The sequence below is a fragment of the Nocardiopsis dassonvillei genome, assembly GCF_964273065.1.
GTDB lineage: Bacteria > Actinomycetota > Actinomycetes > Streptosporangiales > Streptosporangiaceae > Nocardiopsis > Nocardiopsis dassonvillei_B.
In genome coordinates, this window is sequence record NZ_OZ186815.1 from 3,776,499 (window position 1) to 3,795,557 (window position 19,059).

Annotated in this window: 17 protein-coding genes; 9 read left to right on the forward strand and 8 right to left on the reverse strand. The window is 73.2% G+C overall.

Annotation, left to right across the window (positions count from 1 at the left end; genetic code table 11):
• Window positions 1-330 precede the first annotated feature (330 nt).
• The gene (locus ACSUPR_RS16805) at window positions 331-1,098 is read right to left on the reverse strand and encodes a hypothetical protein (RefSeq protein WP_436885550.1); all 768 of its coding nucleotides are present in this window, start codon (window positions 1,096-1,098) and stop codon (window positions 331-333) included.
• Window positions 1,099-1,158: 60 nt separating this feature from the next.
• On the opposite strand from ACSUPR_RS16805, the gene ACSUPR_RS16810 reads away from it, so the two are divergent.
• The 3 genes from ACSUPR_RS16810 (at window position 1,159) to ACSUPR_RS16820 (ending at window position 4,648) form a co-directional block, all read left to right on the forward strand.
• Window positions 1,159-1,944, forward strand: a complete 786-nt coding sequence (locus tag ACSUPR_RS16810) for an ABC transporter ATP-binding protein (RefSeq protein ID WP_436885551.1) — start codon at window positions 1,159-1,161, stop codon at window positions 1,942-1,944.
• 694 nt (window positions 1,945-2,638) lie between these two features.
• On the forward strand, window positions 2,639-3,562 hold the full coding sequence (locus ACSUPR_RS16815) for an SPFH domain-containing protein (protein WP_436885552.1): 924 nt from the start codon (window positions 2,639-2,641) through the stop codon (window positions 3,560-3,562).
• Window positions 3,563-3,889: 327 nt separating this feature from the next.
• Window positions 3,890-4,648: a sulfite exporter TauE/SafE family protein gene (locus ACSUPR_RS16820; RefSeq protein ID WP_436885553.1), complete on the forward strand. Its 759-nt coding sequence runs from the start codon at window positions 3,890-3,892 to the stop codon at window positions 4,646-4,648.
• A 323-nt stretch (window positions 4,649-4,971) separates the two neighbouring features.
• Here ACSUPR_RS16820 and ACSUPR_RS16825 read toward each other — a convergent pair whose 3' ends face one another.
• From ACSUPR_RS16825 to ACSUPR_RS16835, 3 genes are all read right to left on the reverse strand, one after another.
• Complete coding sequence (locus ACSUPR_RS16825) at window positions 4,972-5,595, reverse strand: HD domain-containing protein (protein ID WP_436885554.1); 624 nt, start codon at window positions 5,593-5,595, stop codon at window positions 4,972-4,974.
• Between the two features lie 158 nt (window positions 5,596-5,753).
• Window positions 5,754-6,752: an alpha/beta hydrolase family protein gene (locus ACSUPR_RS16830; protein WP_436892039.1), complete on the reverse strand. Its 999-nt coding sequence runs from the start codon at window positions 6,750-6,752 to the stop codon at window positions 5,754-5,756.
• Window positions 6,753-6,889: 137 nt separating this feature from the next.
• Entirely contained in the window at window positions 6,890-7,489 is a 600-nt protein-coding gene (locus ACSUPR_RS16835) for a TetR/AcrR family transcriptional regulator (protein ID WP_436885555.1), read from the reverse strand.
• Between the two features lie 290 nt (window positions 7,490-7,779).
• Between ACSUPR_RS16835 and ACSUPR_RS16840 the strand changes: the two genes are divergently transcribed.
• Window positions 7,780-9,261, forward strand: coding sequence for an aldehyde dehydrogenase (NADP(+)) (locus ACSUPR_RS16840; protein ID WP_436885556.1), 1,482 nt, complete (start codon window positions 7,780-7,782; stop codon window positions 9,259-9,261).
• Between the two features lie 201 nt (window positions 9,262-9,462).
• Here ACSUPR_RS16840 and ACSUPR_RS16845 read toward each other — a convergent pair whose 3' ends face one another.
• The gene (locus ACSUPR_RS16845) at window positions 9,463-10,023 is read right to left on the reverse strand and encodes a hypothetical protein (protein WP_436885557.1); all 561 of its coding nucleotides are present in this window, start codon (window positions 10,021-10,023) and stop codon (window positions 9,463-9,465) included.
• Window positions 10,024-10,172: 149 nt separating this feature from the next.
• Here ACSUPR_RS16845 and add point away from each other — a divergent pair, with 149 nt between their 5' ends.
• Complete coding sequence (gene add, locus ACSUPR_RS16850; protein ID WP_436885558.1) at window positions 10,173-11,312, forward strand: adenosine deaminase; 1,140 nt, start codon at window positions 10,173-10,175, stop codon at window positions 11,310-11,312.
• Window positions 11,313-11,578: 266 nt separating this feature from the next.
• Here the strand turns inward: add and ACSUPR_RS16855 are convergent, their stop codons facing one another.
• Complete coding sequence (locus ACSUPR_RS16855) at window positions 11,579-12,703, reverse strand: CapA family protein (RefSeq protein ID WP_436885559.1); 1,125 nt, start codon at window positions 12,701-12,703, stop codon at window positions 11,579-11,581.
• Window positions 12,704-13,665: 962 nt separating this feature from the next.
• Between ACSUPR_RS16855 and ACSUPR_RS16860 the strand changes: the two genes are divergently transcribed.
• The 3 genes from ACSUPR_RS16860 to ACSUPR_RS16870 all read left to right on the forward strand — a co-directional run bounded on the left by ACSUPR_RS16860 (window position 13,666) and on the right by ACSUPR_RS16870 (window position 16,825).
• Window positions 13,666-14,721: a chaplin family protein gene (locus tag ACSUPR_RS16860; protein WP_436885560.1), complete on the forward strand. Its 1,056-nt coding sequence runs from the start codon at window positions 13,666-13,668 to the stop codon at window positions 14,719-14,721.
• Between the two features lie 334 nt (window positions 14,722-15,055).
• Window positions 15,056-15,889 (forward strand): SURF1 family cytochrome oxidase biogenesis protein, encoded by an 834-nt coding sequence (locus ACSUPR_RS16865; protein ID WP_436885561.1) that lies wholly within the window; start codon window positions 15,056-15,058, stop codon window positions 15,887-15,889.
• Window positions 15,890-15,979: 90 nt separating this feature from the next.
• Window positions 15,980-16,825 (forward strand): class I SAM-dependent methyltransferase, encoded by an 846-nt coding sequence (locus ACSUPR_RS16870; protein WP_436885562.1) that lies wholly within the window; start codon window positions 15,980-15,982, stop codon window positions 16,823-16,825.
• Here ACSUPR_RS16870 and ACSUPR_RS16875 read toward each other — a convergent pair.
• On the reverse strand, window positions 16,822-17,463 hold the full coding sequence (locus ACSUPR_RS16875) for an RNA 2'-phosphotransferase (protein WP_436885563.1): 642 nt from the start codon (window positions 17,461-17,463) through the stop codon (window positions 16,822-16,824). The genes ACSUPR_RS16870 and ACSUPR_RS16875 overlap by 4 nt on opposite strands.
• A gap of 130 nt (window positions 17,464-17,593) precedes the next feature.
• Between ACSUPR_RS16875 and ACSUPR_RS16880 the strand changes: the two genes are divergently transcribed.
• Window positions 17,594-18,415, forward strand: a complete 822-nt coding sequence (locus ACSUPR_RS16880) for a TIGR02452 family protein (RefSeq protein ID WP_436885564.1) — start codon at window positions 17,594-17,596, stop codon at window positions 18,413-18,415.
• Here the strand turns inward: ACSUPR_RS16880 and ACSUPR_RS16885 are convergent.
• Entirely contained in the window at window positions 18,401-19,039 is a 639-nt protein-coding gene (locus tag ACSUPR_RS16885; RefSeq protein ID WP_436885565.1) for a MerR family transcriptional regulator, read from the reverse strand. The genes ACSUPR_RS16880 and ACSUPR_RS16885 overlap by 15 nt on opposite strands.
• Window positions 19,040-19,059: the final 20 nt, after the last annotated feature.

A 19,059-nucleotide genomic window follows, 5' to 3' on the forward strand; every position in this document is an offset into this window, starting at 1 on the left:
GGTATCTCCCCTGGTCCGACCCTGAGACTTCCCCTCAGGTCCAAGAATGCCCGGTTCGGAGGCTTCCCGACAGGGGGCGGCGCGGGGGCGGTCCAACAGTGCAGGACCCCGGCCCGCACCCGCAACACTCAGGCTCGCACCCGCAGAGCCCCGGCCCCCGCCGCAGGACCCCGGTCCCCGCCGCAGGACCCCGGTCCCCGCCGCAGGACCCCGGCCCCCGGCGCAGAGCCCCAGTCCTCGCCCAAAGCCCCAGCCCCCGCCGCAGGACCTCCACCCCCGCCCCAGAGCCCCGGCCCAACCCAGCACCCCGGCCCCAGCGCAGAACCCCGCTCACAGGGGGATCGAGGAGTGCGCGGCCACCAGGGCCCGGCGCACCGCCGCGTCCAGGCGGCGCAGGGACCGGGACCGCAGGTCGACCTGGTGGGCGCTCATGCCGCGGCCGGCCCGGGCGTCGGCCAGGTCCACGACCGCTGCCAGCCTCGCCGCCTGCTCGGCGACTCCGCGGGCGCGCTGCGGGTACCCGGGCGGGAGCACCCCATTGGAAGAGGGGGTGTCCAGGGCGGCCACCCGACGGTGCACGGCGGGCGAGAAACCGGCGAGGTCGTCGACGCCCCCCAGTTCGCGCGCGACCTCGATGAGGGTGAGCTTGAGCTCCTGCTCGGCCTCGGAGAGGTCGGGCACCTGGGGAGTCGTGTCGTTGGCCGGATACGGGGTCCAGGAGACCCCCACGTAGGATGAACCGCGCCGGTCGGTCGTGGGGACCAGCCCCACCTGGCGGTCGGCGAGTCGGAGCAGTACCCCCTCCCGCGCCTCCAGCGCGGCCTGGTTGAGCTCCCCGGGGCCGACCAGGCCGAGCGGGTCCCCTTGTACGGGCAGCGCCAGTCGGAACATCGACGGCCGCGTGTCGGGAAGGCCACGAAGCCGTACCAGTGCGGTCCGCAGCGGTACGCCCTCCTCGAAGGGCAGGTCCCCCGGCGGTACGGTCCCGATGAGCTGGGGCCCGTGCCGTTCGACGGCGTCCACGGCCTCGTCCAGGCCGATGTGCCCGGACAGCCAGGCGTTGCCCCAGGCGACGAGTGTTGCGGACGTGGAGTTCATGGCTCCAGGGTAGGTCGGCACCTGCACCGGCGCGGGACGCGAGTGACGTGAGGGAGAACGATGGACGGTCGGGTTCTGGGGCTGAGCGGGGTCACCGTACGACGGGGCGACGCGCTCCTGCTGGACGGTGTCGACTGGTCGGTGCTCGAGGGTGAGCGCTGGGTGGTCCTGGGCCCCAACGGCGCGGGCAAGACCACCCTGCTGAGCGTGGCCTTCAGCCAGCTGTACCCCACCTCCGGCGAGGTGGAGGTCCTGGGCGAGCACCTGGGCCGGGTGGACGTGTTCGAGCTGCGGCCGCTGATCGGGTACGCGGGGGCGGCGATCGCCAACCGCATCGAGGAGGGCACCCCGGTCCTGGACCTGGTGCTGAGCGCCGCCTACGGGTACCTGGGGCGGTTCCGCGAGGAGTACGGTGTCCCGGACCTGGGGAGGGCGCGGGCGCTGCTGGGCCACTGGGGGGTCGGCGACCTGGCCGACCGCGACTTCCACACGCTGTCCGAGGGGGAGCGCAAACGGGTCCTGATCGCCCGCGCGCTGATGTCGAACCCCGAGTTGCTGCTCCTGGACGAGCCGGCTGCGGGCCTGGACCTGGGCGGCCGCGAGGACCTGCTGCGCCGCCTGGGCGCGCTGGCCCGCAACGAGGCGGCACCGGCCCTGGTGGTGGTGTCGCACCACGTGGAGGAGATCCCGGCGGGGTTCACGCACGGACTGCTGCTGCGCGAGGGCGCCGTGGTCGCGGCGGGCCCGCTGGGCGAGGTGATGTCGGCCGAGAACCTGTCGGAGACGTTCGGCCTGCCCCTGAAGGTGGAGCGGGACGGCGACCGCTGGACCGCCCGGGCCGTCTGATTCCGGGCCCCTCTCCGAGACGCTCCCCCCTGCACGGCCGGCGGTCCTCCGCCGGCCGTTCTCCATTCCGCCCCGCCCCGCCCCTGCTCCCGGTTCCCGCCGGTCCCTCTCCTGACCCCTCCCCCCCGTCCACCGCCGCTTCCCCCCGTCCACCGCCTACCGTCGGTTCCCCACACCCGCCGTCGGTTCCCCCCGCCGCCGGCCCCCGCCGCCCGGTGCCGCCCCACCGCAGGCTCCCGCAGCCCCGTCGCACCGCACCGCTTCCGCCCCACCGCAGGCTCCCGTAGCCCCGTCGCACCGCACCGCTTCCGCCCCGTCCTCTCCTCTGACCCGTCCACCGCCCGCTCCGATCTCCATGCCCTTCCCCGCTCCCGTCCCCCGTCCCCATGTCCCCCGTCGGGGACCGAGAAGCCGGAATCACCACCGGAACCGGAATAAGGGGTACGGAAACAGCGCGATCATATTGACCTTAAATACTGTTTCTGTCCGGATATGGCTCCCCGATGTGACTTCGGGTACCGTCTTCGGCGGTGAGCGGAACGCTCCAATTCGGCGCGCTTTATGATCATCGGGTGGGCGGGGCCGGGCGCTGCGCGGCCCGTGCCCGCGCTGCCTGCACCCCCGTCAGGAGAACCGGAGCTGCCCAGATGTCGATGTCGAATACCGCCCCGGCGCAGGACAAAGGGGTGATCGCATGACCATGATCATCATCGTCTCCCTTTTCGTCGCCGTTCTCCTTCTCATCTTCTGGCGGAGTGTGCGCATCATCCCGCACTCCATGCAGGACGTGGTCGAGCGCTTCGGCAAGTACCACCGCACCCTGGACTCGGGGTTCAACGTGGTCATCCCGGGTGTGGACCAGGTACGCGAGCGCATCGACCGCCGTGTCCAGGTGGTGAGCTTCCCGCCGCAGTCCGCCATCACCGAGGACAACCTGGCCGTCGAGGTCGACTCCGCGGTGTACATCCGGGTCGTGGACGCCTACCGGGCCACCTACGAGGTCGCCAACTTCATCCAGGCGGTCGAGCAGCTCACCCTGGCCACCCTGCGCAACGTCATCGGTGGCATGAATCTGGAGGGGACCCTCACCTCCCGCGACCAGATCAACCGCGAGCTGAAGACGGTGCTGGACGAGGCCACCAGCGACTGGGGCATCGAGATCAGCCGCATCGAGCTGAAGGGCATCGAGCCGCCCGGTTCGGTGCAGGAGGCCATGGAGATGCAGATGCGCGCCGATCGCGAGAAGCGCGCGCAGCTGCTCAGTGCCGAGGGCGAGAAGCAGTCCGCGGTGTTGCGGGCCGAGGGCGAGCGGTCGGCCGCGGTGCTGCGCGCCCAGGGCCAGGCGGAGGCGCAGATGCTCACCGCCAAGGCCGACGCCGAGGCCCAGACCGTCCGGGCGCGCGGTGAGGCGGACGCCATCCACATGGTGTTCAAGGCCCTGCACACCAGCAGGGTCGACCCGGACGTGCTGGCCTACCACTACCTCCAGAAGCTCCCCGAGATCGCCAAGGGCGACGCCAACAAGGTGTGGATCGTGCCCTCGGAGATGGGACAGGCCATCCAGGGGGTCGGCGCCGCCTTCCAGCGGCTGCGCGACGACATCGTGCGGGCGCCCTGACACCACGGTCCGTCCTCTTCCCGGTCCCGGGGCGCCGGAGCGCCCCGGGACCGGGCTTTCCAGGACCGGCCCACCGGTCGCCGCACGGCCTCCGCTGCCCGGGAACAGGCCGGGCTCGGGACTCCGGCCTCCGCTCTTGGGAGAACCGCCCGGACCGCGGCCTCCGGACACCTGTGACCTCCGAACACCCCGGAGCCTCCATCCACCGGCGACGACCAGCAGCGGACCGCCGGTTGATGACCCGATGACCGGCCCCCAGGTGGTGCTCTCGTAGTCTGTTGGGACCCTCGAGGGTCGAGGGAGCGGAGAAGCCACGAAAGCCGGACTATGGAACTCTGGGAGGCCGCGGCCATCCTGCTGGCGGGGATCGCCGCCGGAGGGATCAATTCCATCGCGGGGTCGGGAACCCTGTTCACCTTCCCCGTGCTCCTGGCCCTGGGGTACCCGCCGATCACCGCGACCATCTCCAACAGCATCGGCCTGGCGCCGGGCAGCATCAGCAGTGCCGTCGCCTACCGCCGGGAGCTGGTCGGGCAGCGCGGCCGGGCGGTCCGGTTGGGCAGCATGTCGTTGCTGGGGGCGATCACCGGCGCGCTGCTGCTCATCTACCTTCCCGCCGGGGTCTTCGAGAAGGTCGTGCCGTTCATGATCGGCGCGGCCTGCGTGCTCATCGTGCTCCAGCCGCGCATCACCCGCTGGGCTCGGACCCGCAGGCCCGCCCGCAAGGACGGCGGCCCGCTGCTGCCGGTGGGCGCCTACCTGACGGGGACCTACGGCGGCTACTTCGCCGCTGCCCAGGGCATCATCCTCATGAGCATCCTGGGCGCCGCACTGGACGACGACCTACAGCGGCTCAACGCCCTGAAGAACCTGCTCGCGGGGATCGTCAACGGTGTCGCCGCCGTGTTCTACATCGTGCTGGCCTCGCCGTCGTGGCCGGTGGTCGGCCTCATCGCGGTGGGCTCGATCGTCGGCGGCTACCTGGGGGGCCGGTTCGGACGCCGGATGAGCGCCGCGGCCCTGCGTGTGGCCCTGGTCATCGTGGGTCTGTCCGCGGCCGTGCAGCTGCTCATGGGCCGGGTCTGATCCCGCCGCACCCGTGCAAGCGTTCGCTCCCGCTCCTGCTCCGGCACCCGCGTGAGCACCCTGATCCGCGTCCGTACCCGTGTCCGGACCGGTGCCGGTATCCGTGCCCCGTCCTCCGGGATCCGCTACCCGGTTCCTGGTCCCCGGTCCCGGCCGCCCCGCTCCCACCCCCGGACCCCGGCGCCGCACCCGGTCGGCCGGGTACCGGTTCAGGAGCGGCAGGCGCCCCGGGCGGCTCCGACAGCCCTGATGATCCGACAGCCCCGATGATCCGGCTGCGCCGCTGCGCCTGCACCTCAGGGACCTCAGCGACCTCAGGCGCCTCAGGTGCGGAAGTACCCGCGCCGGTCGGCGTCGTCGATGAGCGCCGTCGCGTACGCCCCCAGCGCCTCGGAGCCCTCGGAGATCAGCTTGACCTTCTCCATGACCTGGGCCCGGGTGATCCCGAACCGGACCCAGGTGCCGCCCTCGTTGTGCCAGTTCGCGAGCATCGGCGACAGCCGGTCGACGGCCCGGGCGAAGCGCGCCTCCGCGGTGACCCTGGCCTCGAACTCCTCCCACAGGGCGCGGGCCCGCTCGGCCTGGTCCTCCGGCAGCAGCGGGAAGATGCGGTCCGCGGCGGCACGCTCCCGCGCGGCCTGGGTCTGCGAGCTGACCTGGTCGAACAGGAAGGTGTCGCCCGCGTCGATCTCGACGATGTCGTGCAGCACCAGCATCTCGACGACCTTGTCGATGTCGGTGCCCTCGGGGGCGTACTCGGCGAAGGTCCGCGCGGTCAGCGCCAGATGCCAGGAGTGCTCGGCCGAGTTCTCCCTGCGGGACCCGTCCACCAGCAGGTTCTGCCGCAGGATGCGCTTGAGTTTGTCCACCTCCAGAAGGAAGCGGAGCTGCGCGTTCAACCGCTCGTTGTCGACCCCGCTGGCAAAGACCGGTGCCGGTTCCGTCACGTGGTTCGCCCTCCTGAAGGATGAGTCGAAACGGTCAGGTGGACCGCTCTGGAGCGGTCGCCCCTGGATGATCCCATGGAACGCGGACCGGCTGTCGCGGTGGCGTCCGTTAAGGGGACGGCCGGGGATGTGGCGGGGTGCACACGGTGAACGTGCCGTCACGGGGAGGGGACGGCGGCGCGTGGGCCTCCTCCGGGGTGCCGACCCTGTCCGGACCCGGCCCGGACCTGCGCGGAAGCCGTGACGTGCCGGTGGAACCACTCGGTCAGGGCCCGGTCCGTGAGCACGCCGCCGGGGGTGAGCGGGCCGGGCTCCAGTCCGGGCTCGGGGCCGATGGCGTGGGCCAGATCGGGGATCACGATGTGACGGAGCACATGGTTCGTCCCCTCGGGGGACACGGGTACGGGGGTGTCCCGCCTGGGTCGGCGGCGTCGCCGCAACCAGCCCGAACCCTGGCCCTCCCGGCCCTCCTGCCTCTCCCGCCCTCCCTGCTCCTCCTGCGCCGCGGTGCCCAGGAACTCGGCGCGGAGCGCGTCGTGCAGGCCACGCCCGTGCTCGGGCGGCAGCACGTCGTCCCGGCCACCGCTGACGATCAGCGTCGGGACGCGGCTCTGGGCGACGTCGGCGGCCCGGCTCGTGAAGTCGAACCGCTCGCGGACCGCCAGGGACTCCTCGGTCCACCCGTAGGGGGTGCCGTGGTTGCGCTCCCGGACGGCCAGGAGCGGGGCCGGGTCGGCGACCGGGTTGATGAGGGCGACGGCGCCGAGCGGCAGGTCGCCCTCGGCCAGGGACAGCAGTGCGGCGGACGCGCCGGCGCCCACCCCGACCAGGCCGACCGGGTCGTCGGTGATCGGGAAGAGGGAGCGTAGTTCGGCGACCAGGCGGGGCAGCTCGGCGGCGGCCTCCTCGACCACCGGGCCGAACAGCTCCATCAGGTAGTCGCTCTCACCGCGGCGGCCGATCTCGCGCACGCCGCCCCGGGGCAGGCGGGCGCCGAACAGCGGCAGGCCCGGGTAGACGCGCCAGGCGGGCAGCGAGGCCATGGGCACGGTTCCGGCCAGGGCGGCCTCGCCGCGCGGCGGCTCGAACGCGTGCAGGCCCAGGACGAGCGGTGCCGGGTGCACGCCGGTCGCGGGGGGCAGGGCCACGAACGGGATCCCCGCCGCGGACCCGGTGACCGGGGTGGACCTGCCGTCCGCCGCGCTTCCATCCCCCGCTCTTCCGTCCCCTGCCCGCCGGCCCCCCGCTCGCTCGCCCTCCGCTCTTCCGTCCACCGCGTCCACGGGTGCGTCGCCTACCACCGCGCCTCGCCTTCGTCGCGTCCGTTGCGCCGTGAGAAGTCGGTGAGGTAACTGCTCACCATCCGCTTCGCCTCGTTGATGAGGTCCGGGTCGCCCTCGGGGTCGTTGCGGAACGCCAGCTTGAGCACCGCGTCGGCGGCCTCGACGGCCACGTGGACGGCCCGGTCGAGGTCGTCGTCGTCGGAGATGCCGGAGGCGGACACGACGATCTGGCGCAGCCGGATAGAGATGACCCGGTTGTTGTCCGTGCCGCCGTTGAGCAGGCGGGTGTCGACGATGTCGCCGAAGTGCAGGCTGCGAAAGCCCGGCACGTTGCGGTGCATGTCGATGTACTCGTCGACGATGGCGTCGACCGCGGTGGTCCAGTGGCCGAACGACGCCCCGGCGAGGCGTTCGGTGATCCGAGCGCCGAACTGGTCGAGGAACCGCAGGCCCAGGGCCTGGGTGATCGCCTTCTTGTCGGGGAAGAACTGGTACACCGAGCCGATCGCCACCCCGGCGCGTTCGGCGATCCGCGTGGTGGAGAGGTTGTCGTAGCCGACCTCGTCCAGGATCTCCGCGCAGCAGTCGAGCATCCGCTGGACGCGGAGCATGCTGCGCTGCTGGGCGGGGAGCCTCCGGAGCGGGGCCTGCGCGAAGGCGAGCTCGTCCGTGGAGACACGTGCGTGACCCGACCCGTTCTTGCCTGCGGGGGTCCTCCGCGACCGCGGGGGAGTTGAGCTTCGGGAATTAGTCGTCACGCCACCTATGATGCCGTTCCGGAATCACCTGGTTCCGGGGAAATTCCAGTTTCGTTCTGCGGACTCTTCCTTCCGCGCCATCATCACGGCATGGTGGGAGCGTGCCCGAGGCCTCACAGCCATCGCTCTTGGAGGTTGAGTCAATGAACACCCCGCCGCCGACGCACGGGATTCCGCGGGAGACCACGCCCGAGGAACTCGACGCCGTCATGGAGCGTGCGGCCGCCGCCGCCCCGCTGCTGGCCTCGCTCGCTCCCGCCGAGCGCGCCCGGCTGCTGCGGGCCGTCGCCGAGGCACTGGACACAGCTGCGGACGACCTCGTCCCCCTGGCACAGGAGGAGGCGCACTACCCGGAGGCCCGCTGCCGGGGCGAACTGGCCCGGACCACCTTCCAGCTGCGGCAGTTCGCCGAAGTGCTGGAGGAGGGCACCTACCTGGAGGCCATGGTCGACCCGGCCGACCCCGACTGGGGGACCCCGCGACCCGACGTGCGGCGCCTGCTGGTGCCGCTGGGACCGGTGGTCGTGTTCGGGGCCAGCAACTTCCCGTTCGCGTTCTCCACCGCGGGCGGGGACAGCGCCTCGGCACTGGCCGCCGGCTGCCCGGTGGTCGTCAAGGCCCACCCCGGCCACCCGCGCCTGGCGCGGCGCACCACGGAGGTCGTCGTGGCGGCACTGGCCGCCGCGGGCGCCCCCGAGGGGTCGTTCGACCTCGTCGAGGGAGTCGAGGCGGGACGGCTCGCCGTCCTGCACCCGCTGACCCGGGCGGTCGGGTTCACCGGGTCCATCCCCGGCGGGCGCGCCCTGTTCGACCTGGCGGTGTCGCGTCCGGACCCGATCCCGTTCTACGGGGAGCTGGGCAGCGTGAACCCGGTGTTCGTCACCCGGGCCGCCGCCACCGCCCGCGGTGGGGAGATCCTCACCGGGTACGCCGAGTCCGCGACCCTGGGCTCCGGGCAGTTCTGCACCAAGCCGGGCGTGCTCTTCGTCCCGGAGGACACCAAGCTGGACACGCTCATCGCGGACTTCGAGGGGCGGGCGGCGACGCCGCTGCTCAACGACAGGGTCGCCGACGGGTTCGCCCGCGGGCTGGACTCCCTCTCGGGGCACCCGGCCACGGAGGTCCTGGTCCAGGGGGCGCGGGACGGGGACGGCGCCTGGTCGCCGTCGCTGCTGCGCACCGACCTGGACGCGCTGCTGGAGCACGCGGAGGCCCTCCTGGAGGAGTGCTTCGGCCCGGCCACGCTGGTGGTGACCTACGCCGACGAGCGGCGGCTGCTGGAGGCCGCGGGCGTTCTCCAGGGGCAGCTCACCGTCACCGTGCACGGCGAGGAGGACGACGCGATCGCACCCGCACTGCTGGCCCTGGGGGCGTCCGTGGCGGGCCGGGTCGTCTGGAACGGCTGGCCGACGGGTGTGGCGGTCACCCACGCCATGACCCACGGCGGGCCGTACCCGGCGACGACCGCGCCGCTGCACACCTCCGTGGGCAGCACGGCGATCCGCCGGTTCCTGCGCCCGGTCACCTACCAGTCGGTGCCGGACGCCCTCCTGCCGGAGGTGCTCCGCGACGCCAACCCGCTCGGCGTCCCCCGCCGCCTCAACGGCGCACCCGCCACCTCCTGACCCCGACAGCGGGGGAGGCGCCGCCGCCTCCCCCGCCCACGGGCGGGCGCGTGCCGCCTCGCCCCCTCCGGTCCTTCCGCTTCCCTCAACGCTGTCGTGGGCGCAGGTCCGCCTGCCCGGGGTGCCGCCGGACCTTCGCCACGGCGGCCCGGACCGCCCGGCGCGACGGTGAGGGCGGGGGCACCGCGGGCCGCGGCGGGATCACGCCGTCCCCCGGTCATGGGCGGCGATGAAAGCGCGGGCCCGGCGCCGCAGCCGCAGGACCGACGGCCACAGGGCCGTCAGCAGCACCGCACCCGCCACCGGCCGTGCCGTGTACAGGAACACCTCGCCCGGTGACAGCCCCGGTGGCCCCGGAAGTGAGACGATCCAGGCTCCCCAGAACGACACGGCCAGCGCCCCCACGGAGAACCCGAGGAACCCGCAGGTGTGGAAGGCCGGCGCGGACTCCGCCACCGCCCGTCCCAGACGGTCGGTCTCCGGGTCGCCGGTCGTCCGCCCCCTCTCCACCTCGCGCACGGCGGCCGCCGACCGTACCGGGTCGGTGTCGGAGTCGAGCGGGTAACGGGCATGCGCTCGGCGCAGGGACCGCTCCAGCCGCCACAGCAGAGCGCACATCACGCAGACGGCCACCGCGAACGCCGCGGTCAGGGCCCGTTCCACAGGAGAGGACACGAGGAGTGAGAACAGGACGACACCGATCACCGGCGGTACGGCCGGCGCCGCGTACAGCCGGGTACGCGATCCGGGACGGGCGCGCATGCGGAGTTCCCTGCGGGCGGCGCGTACCCGGAAGGCCGATGGCGGGGGGACCGTACCCCGCACGGTATCGGGACCCCCACCTGACAGGTGGGTGTGAGGTTCACCGGAAGCCCTTGGAGGCCGGAGCCGGCCACCCGTAGTCTCGCGCCATGAGCAGCCACCCGAACCCCGGCACCGCTTCCGGCGCGGCCTCCGGCCCCGTCCCCGACGCGGTCTCCGTTCCCGACCCCGTCCCGGCCCCCGCGGCCGCCCCCGCCTCCGACGCGGTCGAGGCCCTGATCCGCGACCTCCCCAAGGTCGAGCTCCACGTCCACCTCGAGGGCTCCATGCCCGCCGAGACCCTCTTCGCCCTGGCCCGGCGCCACGGGGTCGAGTCCGTCCCCGACACCCTCGAGGCCCTGCGCGACTGGTACGCCTTCACCGACTTCCCGCACTTCCTCGACGTGTACCTGGCCTCGGTCGGCGCCCTGCGCGAGGAGGAGGACTTCGCGCTGCTCACCTCGGCGGTCGCCGAGCGCCTGGCCGCGCAGAACGTCCGCTACGCCGAGCTGCACATCAGCCTCTACACCCACCTCATGCGCGGGGTGCCCGCCCGGGTGGTGTTCGACGGGGTGGAGGCGGCCCGCCGCGAGGCCGAGCGCGAACACGGCATCCGGCTGCGCTGGATCCCCGACTTCCCCACCGACTTCGGACCGCAGAGCGCGGACCGGACCCTCGACGCGGTCCTGGCCGACGCGCCTCCCACCACGGTCGGGTTCGGGGTGGGCGGGACGGGCAGCACCCTGGTCCCCTACGCCGACGTGTTCGGCCGGGCCCGGGCCGCCGGGCTGGCCAGCCTGCCGCACGCGGGGGAGCACGGCGGCCCCGAGCGGGTGGTCGAGGCCCTGGACCTGCTCAAGGCCGAGCGCATCGGGCACGGCATCGACTCCATGCTCGACAAGGACCTGGTGGCGCGCCTGGTGGACGAGCAGGTCCCCATCGACGTCAGCCCCACCTCCAACGTGTGCACCCGGGCGGTGGCGCGGATCGGGGAGCACCCGCTGCCGGCCATGCTCGACGCGGGGCTGCTGGTGACCCTCAACACCGACGACCCCACCATGTTCGGCACCGACCTCGTCAACGAGTACCGCACCGCCCACCACCTGGGGCTGTCCCCGGAGGACCTGGTGCGGCTGGCCGCCAACGGGGTCCGGGCCTCCTACCTGGGCGCGGCGCACCGGCACGGGCTGCTCTCCGAGATCGCCGAGGTCTGTGCCCGGCACGGGGTCCCGGCCTCCGCGGCCGTCTGACGAGACCCATTCGGTCCGCGCAACCGCACTCCCCGCCCACTCTGCGCACCCCGGTCACCCGCCCACCCGGTCACCCGCACACCCCGTGCACCCCGGCCACCCGTGCAGTCCGATCTCCCCGCACTCCGGACAAGGGTCCGGGCGTCCGCGTCGACCGACGCGAACGCCCGGTGGGAGTCGTCGAGGGATCCGTCCCGAAGTCCCGCCAGGATCCGTCCCGGGCCCCCTTCGGAGCCTCCTCCGAGGCGCCCCGAGGCCGGTCCGGGTCAGGCGGGCGAGTCGGTCAGCGGCAGGCCGCACTCGGTCCGCATGTCGACCCAGGTCTGCGCGGCGCTCTCCGCGGCGGCGCCCTCGTAGGGGACGGGCACGCCGTTCTGGATCTGGGCGGGCAGCCAGTCGGCCTGGGTGACCGAGCCCTGGTCGAAGGTGAGGGTGAGCACGCCGGTCTCGGCGGTGGGGCCGTTGAAGTTGTAGAACACGAAGTTGCTCAGCCCGTAGTGCACGTAGGAGTCGCCCATGAACCCGCCGGGGGACAGCACGTGGGCGTGCCCGCCGACGACGGCGGTGGCGCCCGCGTCCACCAGCTCCTGGGCGAGGGTGGGTGCGTGCGGCAGCGGGCAGTGCGAGCCCTCCAGGCCCCAGTGCAGGAACACCACGACGTTGTCGTACTGCGCGGCGGCCTCGGCGACGGCGTCGAGCATGTGCTGCTTCATCTCGCCCTTGGTGGAGGCCATGCCGGGCTTGCCCTCGCCCGCGGTCCACTCCGCCATCAGGTGGTCGTCGAGCACGTCGCTGGCGCCGAACATGGCGATGCTCTGGCCGTTGACCTCGGCGACGTGCGGCGTGTACGCCTCCCCGATGTCGCGCCCGGCGCCCACCAGGGCGACCTCGGAGGCGTCGCCGTTGGCGAGGGTGTCGAGGAGGCCGTCGACCCCGTAGTCCATGCCGTGGTTGTTGGCGATGGTGGCCACGTCCACGCCCGCCCCGCTCAGGGCGTCCAGGGCGGTGGCGGGCGCGCGGAAGAGGAACTGCTTGCCGGGGGCGGGGGTGCCGCCCTCGGTCACGGCGGTCTCCAGGTTGACCATGGCCAGGTCGGCCGCGGACAGGTGCTCGGAGATGGGGTCGAGCGCGGTGGCCGGGTCCTCCAGGCGGGGGCGCAGCAGGCCCTCGAACATCACGTCGCCGCCGAAGGCGACGGTGAACGGCTCGGTGGCGACCTCGGGTTCGGCGGCGGCGCTGGGCGAGGGAGAGGAATCGCCGCCGGCCGATCCCTGAAGCTGCTCCGGCTCCTCGTCGGCCGAGGAGCAGGCGGCGACGAGCAGGAGGGCGAGCGTCGCGGCTCCCAGCGGCAGGGCCGTGCGCGCGCGGGTACGGATGGGTGCGGGTTGCATGCGTGCTCCATAAGGGGCGGGGGAAACGGGGGGCGTGTCCTGAGGTTCAGGACGCGCATCGCACGTCTCCGGTTGGCCGGTGCGCACGAATCCGGGGACCCCGACCCGTTCGTCACCGAATGCTACTCATCGTGTTCAGGATATTGCCAAGCGTGTTCGCCGTCAGGGTTTCGGTGCAGGTCCGAGGCGGCCCGGGGTGCCGGGGCGTGTCTCCGGCGCGGACGCGGAGGCGCGGCCCCGGTGTGGGACCGGGGGCGCGGCCCCGGTGTCCCCGGCGCGGGGCGCCCCTTCGGCTTCAGGGTACGTGCTCTTGACCAGGTGTTTTGTCATGCTTTGCAACCTCTGGTGCGGTCTGCGTCCAGTGGGTCCGGGCGGACTCCCTCGCGGGAGGACTCCTGGCGGCCGACGGGTTTCAATGGTGCATATCTCCTTTTTCCGACTTTTCTCTCAAAGGGTGTATCAAACTCATTCCTCTGAATTGGCCATGCACGGGTTGAGGCGCCCTTCAGTGTCCGGGGAAACTAACCAACGAAGTTGCTTAGTAGTTTGGCCGTGTTGGTTTACCGGTAAATTTTTCTGACTAAATTACTACTCAGAGTGTCTACTTGATCTCACTGTGTTTTGAGAGTAGGTGCTCTGATCAGGCTTGACTTCATATGGTTACAATAGAGTGACCCTAAGTACTTGCGCTCGAGATAAGCATTTCCGGAAAGCGCTTGTGCTTCTTCGTGGGCTTGCTAACGTTTCGGTCCGTCGCCGGTTCGAGAAGAAAAGGACCGCGGCATCCTGCGGGCCACCCCGCCGTTCCACCGCCTTCGTGCCGGTGGCGGGCCCGCACCGCCGCCCCGGCGGAACCGTGCGCACCCAGCGCCCCGCGCCCCCGCGGACCGGTCCCGCCTCCGCGGTTCCACGCCACGACCGGCGTGCATCCCCAGGTTTCCTGCGTCGAAAGGCCGCACCAGATGCGCAACACATCCCGTACCTTCCGCTACTCCTTCGTCACCGCCGTCGCCGCCGGGCTCGCGTTCGTCCCCGCCGCCGCGGCCTTCGCCGACACCACCACCAACGGCTCCGGCGGCATCGGCTCCGGCAACCAGGTGGTCGTCCCCGTGGACATCGAGGCCGGGCTGTGCGGCAACTCGCTCGCCATCCTGGGTATCTCCGCGGCCAAGTGCACCCAGGTCTCCGAGGTCCTCTACGAGGCCAGCGGCCAGGGGGGCGGCGCCTCCACCGACGGCTCCGGCGGCGTGGCCTCGGGCAACCAGATCATCATCCCGGTCGACGCGGCGATCGACGCCTGCGGCAACGCCGTCGCCGTCGGCGGTATCTCCAAGGCCGAATGCGTCGAGGTCGTCGAGGTCCTGGAGGAGGAGTCCGGCAACGGCACCTACTCCACCAGCGGCTCGGGCGGGGTGGCCTCGGGCAACCAGATCGTCGTCCCGGTCGACGCCGCCATCAACATCTGCGGCAACTCGGTCGCGATCCTGGGCGGTGCCAGCTCCAAGTGCACCACCATCATCAACATCATCCAGGCCGCCCCCGAGAACGAGGGCGCCCCGGAGGCCTCCACCGACGGCTCCGGCGGCGTGGCCTCGGGCAACCAGGTCATCGTCCCGGTCGACGCGGCCGTCGACATCTGCGGCAACGCCGTGGGCGTGCTCGGCCTGGCCGAGGCCTCCTGCATGGAGATCATCTCCGAGAAGCCCGCCGAGCCGCAGAAGCCGGAGGAGCCGGGCGAGGAGTCCCCCGAGGAGCCCGGCAAGCCGGAGAAGCCGGAGGAGCCGGGCGAGGAGAGCCCGGAGTCGCCCGCGCCGGAGAAGCCCCGCGAGGAGGACGAGCAGGAGGAGACCGGCGACGACAAGCCCGCCCCCGTCCAGCAGGCCGGCGGTGAGCTTCCCCTCACCGGTGGCGCCCTGACCGGGCTGGTCGCCGCGGGCGTCGCCGCCGTGGGCGCGGGCGGCGCGGGCCTGTACTTCGCCCGCAAGCGCAAGGCCGCCGTCTCCGCCGACGCGGAGTAGGGGGCGCGGGAAGGACCGGGCGGTACCGGTCCGGCGCCCGGTGCGGCGGGCGCCGGGGCCGTACCGCCCCCCACCCTCACGCGGGGGCCGCCACGGCGGCCCCCACCCTCACGCGGGGGCCGCCACGGCGGCCCCCGCTCCGCCGTTCCCGGGCCCCGACGACCTCCGGTCCCCACTCTCCGCCCCGCCGTTCGGCTCCCGATCCGCCGGGCCCCGCACCCGCCCCGCCGTTCCCGGCCCTCCGAGGCCGGGCCCGTCCGGCCGCGGGGGCGGCCACGCCGACTGCGGGCGGGCCGGTGCCGGGCGCCCGGCACCGTCTCATACCCTCGAAGACGTGCGCAGAGTCCTGTTCTCCCAACGCATGCTGGCGTTCCACGCGCTGGTCCTCGTCATCGTGCCCGCATTCGTCTGGCTGGGCTTCTGGCAGTTGGACCGCTGGGAACAGCGCAGTGCCGCGGTCGACCTCCAGCAGACGAACCTGGCCGCCGAGCCGGTCCCCGTCGCCGAACTCACCGAGGTCGGCGGCGACGTCGACCCCGGCGACCGGTGGCGCTCCGTCGAGGCCTCCGGCACCTGGGACACCGAACACGAGATCCTGCTGCGCAACCGCGACGGCTCCGGCGGTGTCGGATTCCACGTGCTGACCCCGCTGGTCACCGGCGAGGGCCCGGCACTGCTGGTCAACCGGGGATGGATCCAGCGGGGGGAGACCGCCCTGGACACCCCCGACGCCCCGCCCGCCCCCACCGGCACCGTGGAGGTGACCGGGCGCCTGCACTTCTCCGAGACCGAGGAGAACACGGGGCTGCGCAACCGGGACGACCTGCCCGAGGGGCAGCTGCTCATGGTGGACGTCCCGATGATCGCCGAGGGGCTGCCGTACCCGGTCTACGGCGGGTACGCCGACCTGACCTCCCAGGACCCGGTGCCCGACCCGGCCCCCGAGCGTGTGGAGGTGCGCGAGCTCGACTCCGGTATGAGCCTGTCCTACGCCGTCCAGTGGTGGGTGTTCACTCTCGTCGCCATCGGCGGCTGGGTCTTCCTGGTCCGCCGGGAGCTGCGCGAGGCCCGGGAGGCCGAGACCGAGGCCGGACAGGGCGGGGACGGCCGGGACGCCGCGCCCGTCGCGGCGGCCGCCGGGGACCGCCCGAGCGGGGACGCCGGCTGACACCCGCCGGCGGCACCGGCCGACGGCGCCCGTCAACGCCACCGGCCACGCGGCGGGACCGCCGCGTCGGCGACACCCACAGGGGGACACGTGCACGAACACGACGACTACCCGGCACCCGGGCGGGTGGAGCGGCGCCCCGTCGACGCCGCCGAGAGCGCCCGCGCCGGGCGCCTGTGGTGGGACGGGGCGGCCGACGCCTACCAGGCCGACCACGGCGGCTTCCTCGGCGAGGCCGATTTCGTCTGGTGCCCGGAGGGCCTGACCGAGGCCGCGGCCGGGCTCCTGGGCGACCTCGACGACCTGCGCGGACGCCGGGTCCTGGAGGTCGGCGGGGGAGCGGGGCAGTGCGGGCGGTGGCTGCGCGCCCGGGGGGTCCGCGAGGTCGTCTCCTTCGACCTGTCGTTCCGCCAGCTCCAGCACTCCCGGCTCATCGACGAGCGGCTGGGGCTGGACCTGCCCGTGGTCCAGGCCGACGCCCAGCGGCTGCCGTTCACCGACGCCGCCTTCGACACCGTGTTCTCCTCGTTCGGGGCGTTCCCGTTCGTGCCCTCGGCCGACGACGCGCTGGCCGAGGCGGCCCGGGTGCTGCGCCCGGGCGGACGGCTGGTGTTCTCGGTGACCCACCCGGTCCGGTGGAGTTTCCCCGACGACCCCACCGAGCACGGTTTCACCATCCGGCAGTCCTACTTCGACCGCCGCGCCTACGTCGAGGAGGACGACGACGGCAACGCGATCTACGTGGAGCACCACCACACGGTCGGCGACTGGGTGCGGGGGATCGCCCGGGCCGGGCTGGTGCTGGGCGACCTGGTGGAGCCCGAGTGGCCCGAGGGGCACGACCGGGTGTGGGGCGGCTGGGGTCCGGTGCGCGGCCGGGTGATCCCGGGCACCGCGATCTTCAGCGCCGACAAACCCGGGAGTGCCCGACCCTAGAGGTCCTCGTCCCCGGACTTCGCCGGCCCGGGAGAGCCCCGGTCCCGGAGGCCCCCGGGGGTCCGGCCGTCCGCCGCGGAAGGACCGGCTTCCGCGGTCCCGGACAGGTACTCCGGCGGGACGGCCGGGACCAGCCACACCCCGTTGCCCGTCACCCGGAACCCGTGGCCGTCCCGGTGCATGCGCCCGGCGTCGACGGTGAGCACCACCGGCCTGCCCCGCCGCGCGCCCACCCTGGTCGCGGTCTCGGCGTCGGGTGACAGGTGCACGTCGTGCCGGGCCATCGGGCGCAGGCCCTCGGCGCTGATGGCGGGCAGGAACCGGCCGACCGTCCCGTGGTAGAGGACCTCCGGCGGCACCGCCGGGGCCAGCCCCAGGTCCACGGCCACCGAATGCCCCTGCCGGGCGCGGATGCGGGTGCCGTCGGCGCTGAGCTCGAAGCGCCGCTTGTCGTTGCCCGCCACCACCTCGTCCAGCTCCGCCCGGGAGATCCGGACGTTCGCCCGGCTCAGCCCGGCGAGCAGGCCGTCCACGGAGGTCCACCCCCGGGGGTCGAGCCGCACTCCGGCCCGGTCGGGGTCGTGGCGCAGCACCCGTGCGATGTACTTGGAGGCGCGCACCGGTCTCTTGGGGTCCATCGCTTTCCGCCGCATGTCCATGCACCGCATCCTGCTGTGCCCGGGAACCCCGGTCCAGGGGTTTATCCGGTGGACCCGGCGGGACGGCGCGCAATAGCCTGCGCTGTCCGAGGCGAGGAGGGGAAGGCCCGTGTCACAGCGGTTGCGCGGTATCTGGGCGGAGACGAGGCAGGCGTTCGAGGCGGAGAGGTACCGCGTCGGAGACCGGGAGGTGGACCTGTCCGCCGACCTGGCGGCGATGCGGGAGGGCACCCGGCTCCACCTCCCCGAGGGGCTGGCCGCGCTGCCCGCGCCCGCCGCCCGACACGACACCCGGTTCGAGGTGACCGGCGAGAGCACCCTGGCGGCGCTGCTGCGACTGGACGCCGAGGGCAGGCGGGCGGCGGCGCTGAACTTCGCCTCGGCCCGCAACCCGGGCGGCGGGGTGGCCAACGGTGCCCGCGCCCAGGAGGAGAGCCTGGCCAGGTCCACGGCGCTGTACGCGTCGCTGGTGCGGTGCCCGGAGTTCTACGAGCACCACCGGGCGGAGCGGTCGCTGCTGTACAGCGACCGGCTGATCTGGTCGCCGCGGGTCCCGGTCCTGTGCGACGACCGGGGCGGGCGGCTGGCGGAGCCTCCGACGGCGGGGTTCCTCACCTGCGCCGCGCCCAACCGGCGGATGGTGGAGCGCAACCAGCCCGAGCAGGCCGGGAGGATCCCGGGGGTGCTGGCGGTCCGGGCCCGGGGCGTGCTGGCGGCGGCCGCCCACCACGGGGTGGACGTCCTGGTGCTGGGCGCGTGGGGGTGCGGCGTGTTCGGCAACATCCCGGAGGAGGTCGCGGAGGCGTTCGCGGGGCATCTGCACGGTGGGTTCGCGGGCGTGTTCGAGCGGGTGGTGTTCGCGGTTCTGGACCGCGACGAGCGGGTGCGCGGGGCCTTCGCCGACCGCTTCCCGGCGTCAGTCGGGCCGTGACACCTCCTCCGGCCGGCGCTTCGCCGACTCGTGGACCTGGGCCAGGCGGCGCAGCACGACCATGAGGGTGTCGCCCAGGACGGTCTTGACGACGGCGCCCTCCAGGACCTCTTCGGGTTCGGGGAGCGCGGCGAGCCGGTCCAGGTCGATGCGGGCGACAGGCTCGATCGCCTCGGCGTAGCCGCTCAGGACGTCGTCCTCCAGGGGGTGCCCGGCCTCGCGGTGGGCGGCGAACACCATGGCCAGGGCCTCCAGGTTGGGATCGTCGGCGTAGGAGTGCCAGCCGCGTCCGGCGACGAGGTCCCGGGCGCGCTCGCGGTCGGCCTCCTCGGGTTCGATGCCGTTGCGGACGGCGGGGATGCGGGGCATGACCCTGCCGAGCATCCCGTGGATGCCGAGCCCGGGCTCGTCGACCTCGGCGAGGATCGTGCGCACGGTGGCGACGGGCAGCCCGCCCACGGTGGTGAGGGCCCGGATGAGCCGCAGGCGGCGCAGGTGCTCGGTCCCGTACCGGGCCTGGTTGCGGCCGGTGGCCTCGCCGCGGGGGAGCAGGCCTTCCCGCAGGTAGTACTTGATGGTCGGGATGGGGACCTCGGCCTGTTCACTGAGTTCGGCGATGCGCATGACGGACATCCTCTCCTGTT

Excerpts from the sequence above, each read along its gene's own strand:
- ACSUPR_RS16885 (WP_436885565.1), bottom strand. The coding sequence starts at position 19,039 with ATGCGCATCGCCGAACTCAGTGAACAGGCCGAGGTCCCCATCCCGACC.
- ACSUPR_RS16810 (WP_436885551.1), top strand. The coding sequence starts at position 1,159 with ATGGACGGTCGGGTTCTGGGGCTGAGCGGGGTCACCGTACGACGGGGC.
- ACSUPR_RS16805 (WP_436885550.1), bottom strand. The coding sequence starts at position 1,098 with ATGAACTCCACGTCCGCAACACTCGTCGCCTGGGGCAACGCCTGGCTG.
- ACSUPR_RS16835 (WP_436885555.1), bottom strand. The coding sequence starts at position 7,489 with ATGCTCCGCGTCCAGCGGATGCTCGACTGCTGCGCGGAGATCCTGGAC.
- ACSUPR_RS16875 (WP_436885563.1), bottom strand. The coding sequence starts at position 17,463 with ATGGACCCCAAGAGACCGGTGCGCGCCTCCAAGTACATCGCACGGGTG.
- add (WP_436885558.1), top strand. The coding sequence starts at position 10,173 with ATGAGCAGCCACCCGAACCCCGGCACCGCTTCCGGCGCGGCCTCCGGC.
- ACSUPR_RS16820 (WP_436885553.1), top strand. The coding sequence starts at position 3,890 with ATGGAACTCTGGGAGGCCGCGGCCATCCTGCTGGCGGGGATCGCCGCC.
- ACSUPR_RS16855 (WP_436885559.1), bottom strand. The coding sequence starts at position 12,703 with ATGCAACCCGCACCCATCCGTACCCGCGCGCGCACGGCCCTGCCGCTG.
- ACSUPR_RS16815 (WP_436885552.1), top strand. The coding sequence starts at position 2,639 with ATGACCATGATCATCATCGTCTCCCTTTTCGTCGCCGTTCTCCTTCTC.
- ACSUPR_RS16845 (WP_436885557.1), bottom strand. The coding sequence starts at position 10,023 with ATGCGCGCCCGTCCCGGATCGCGTACCCGGCTGTACGCGGCGCCGGCC.
- ACSUPR_RS16840 (WP_436885556.1), top strand. The coding sequence starts at position 7,780 with ATGAACACCCCGCCGCCGACGCACGGGATTCCGCGGGAGACCACGCCC.
- ACSUPR_RS16860 (WP_436885560.1), top strand. The coding sequence starts at position 13,666 with ATGCGCAACACATCCCGTACCTTCCGCTACTCCTTCGTCACCGCCGTC.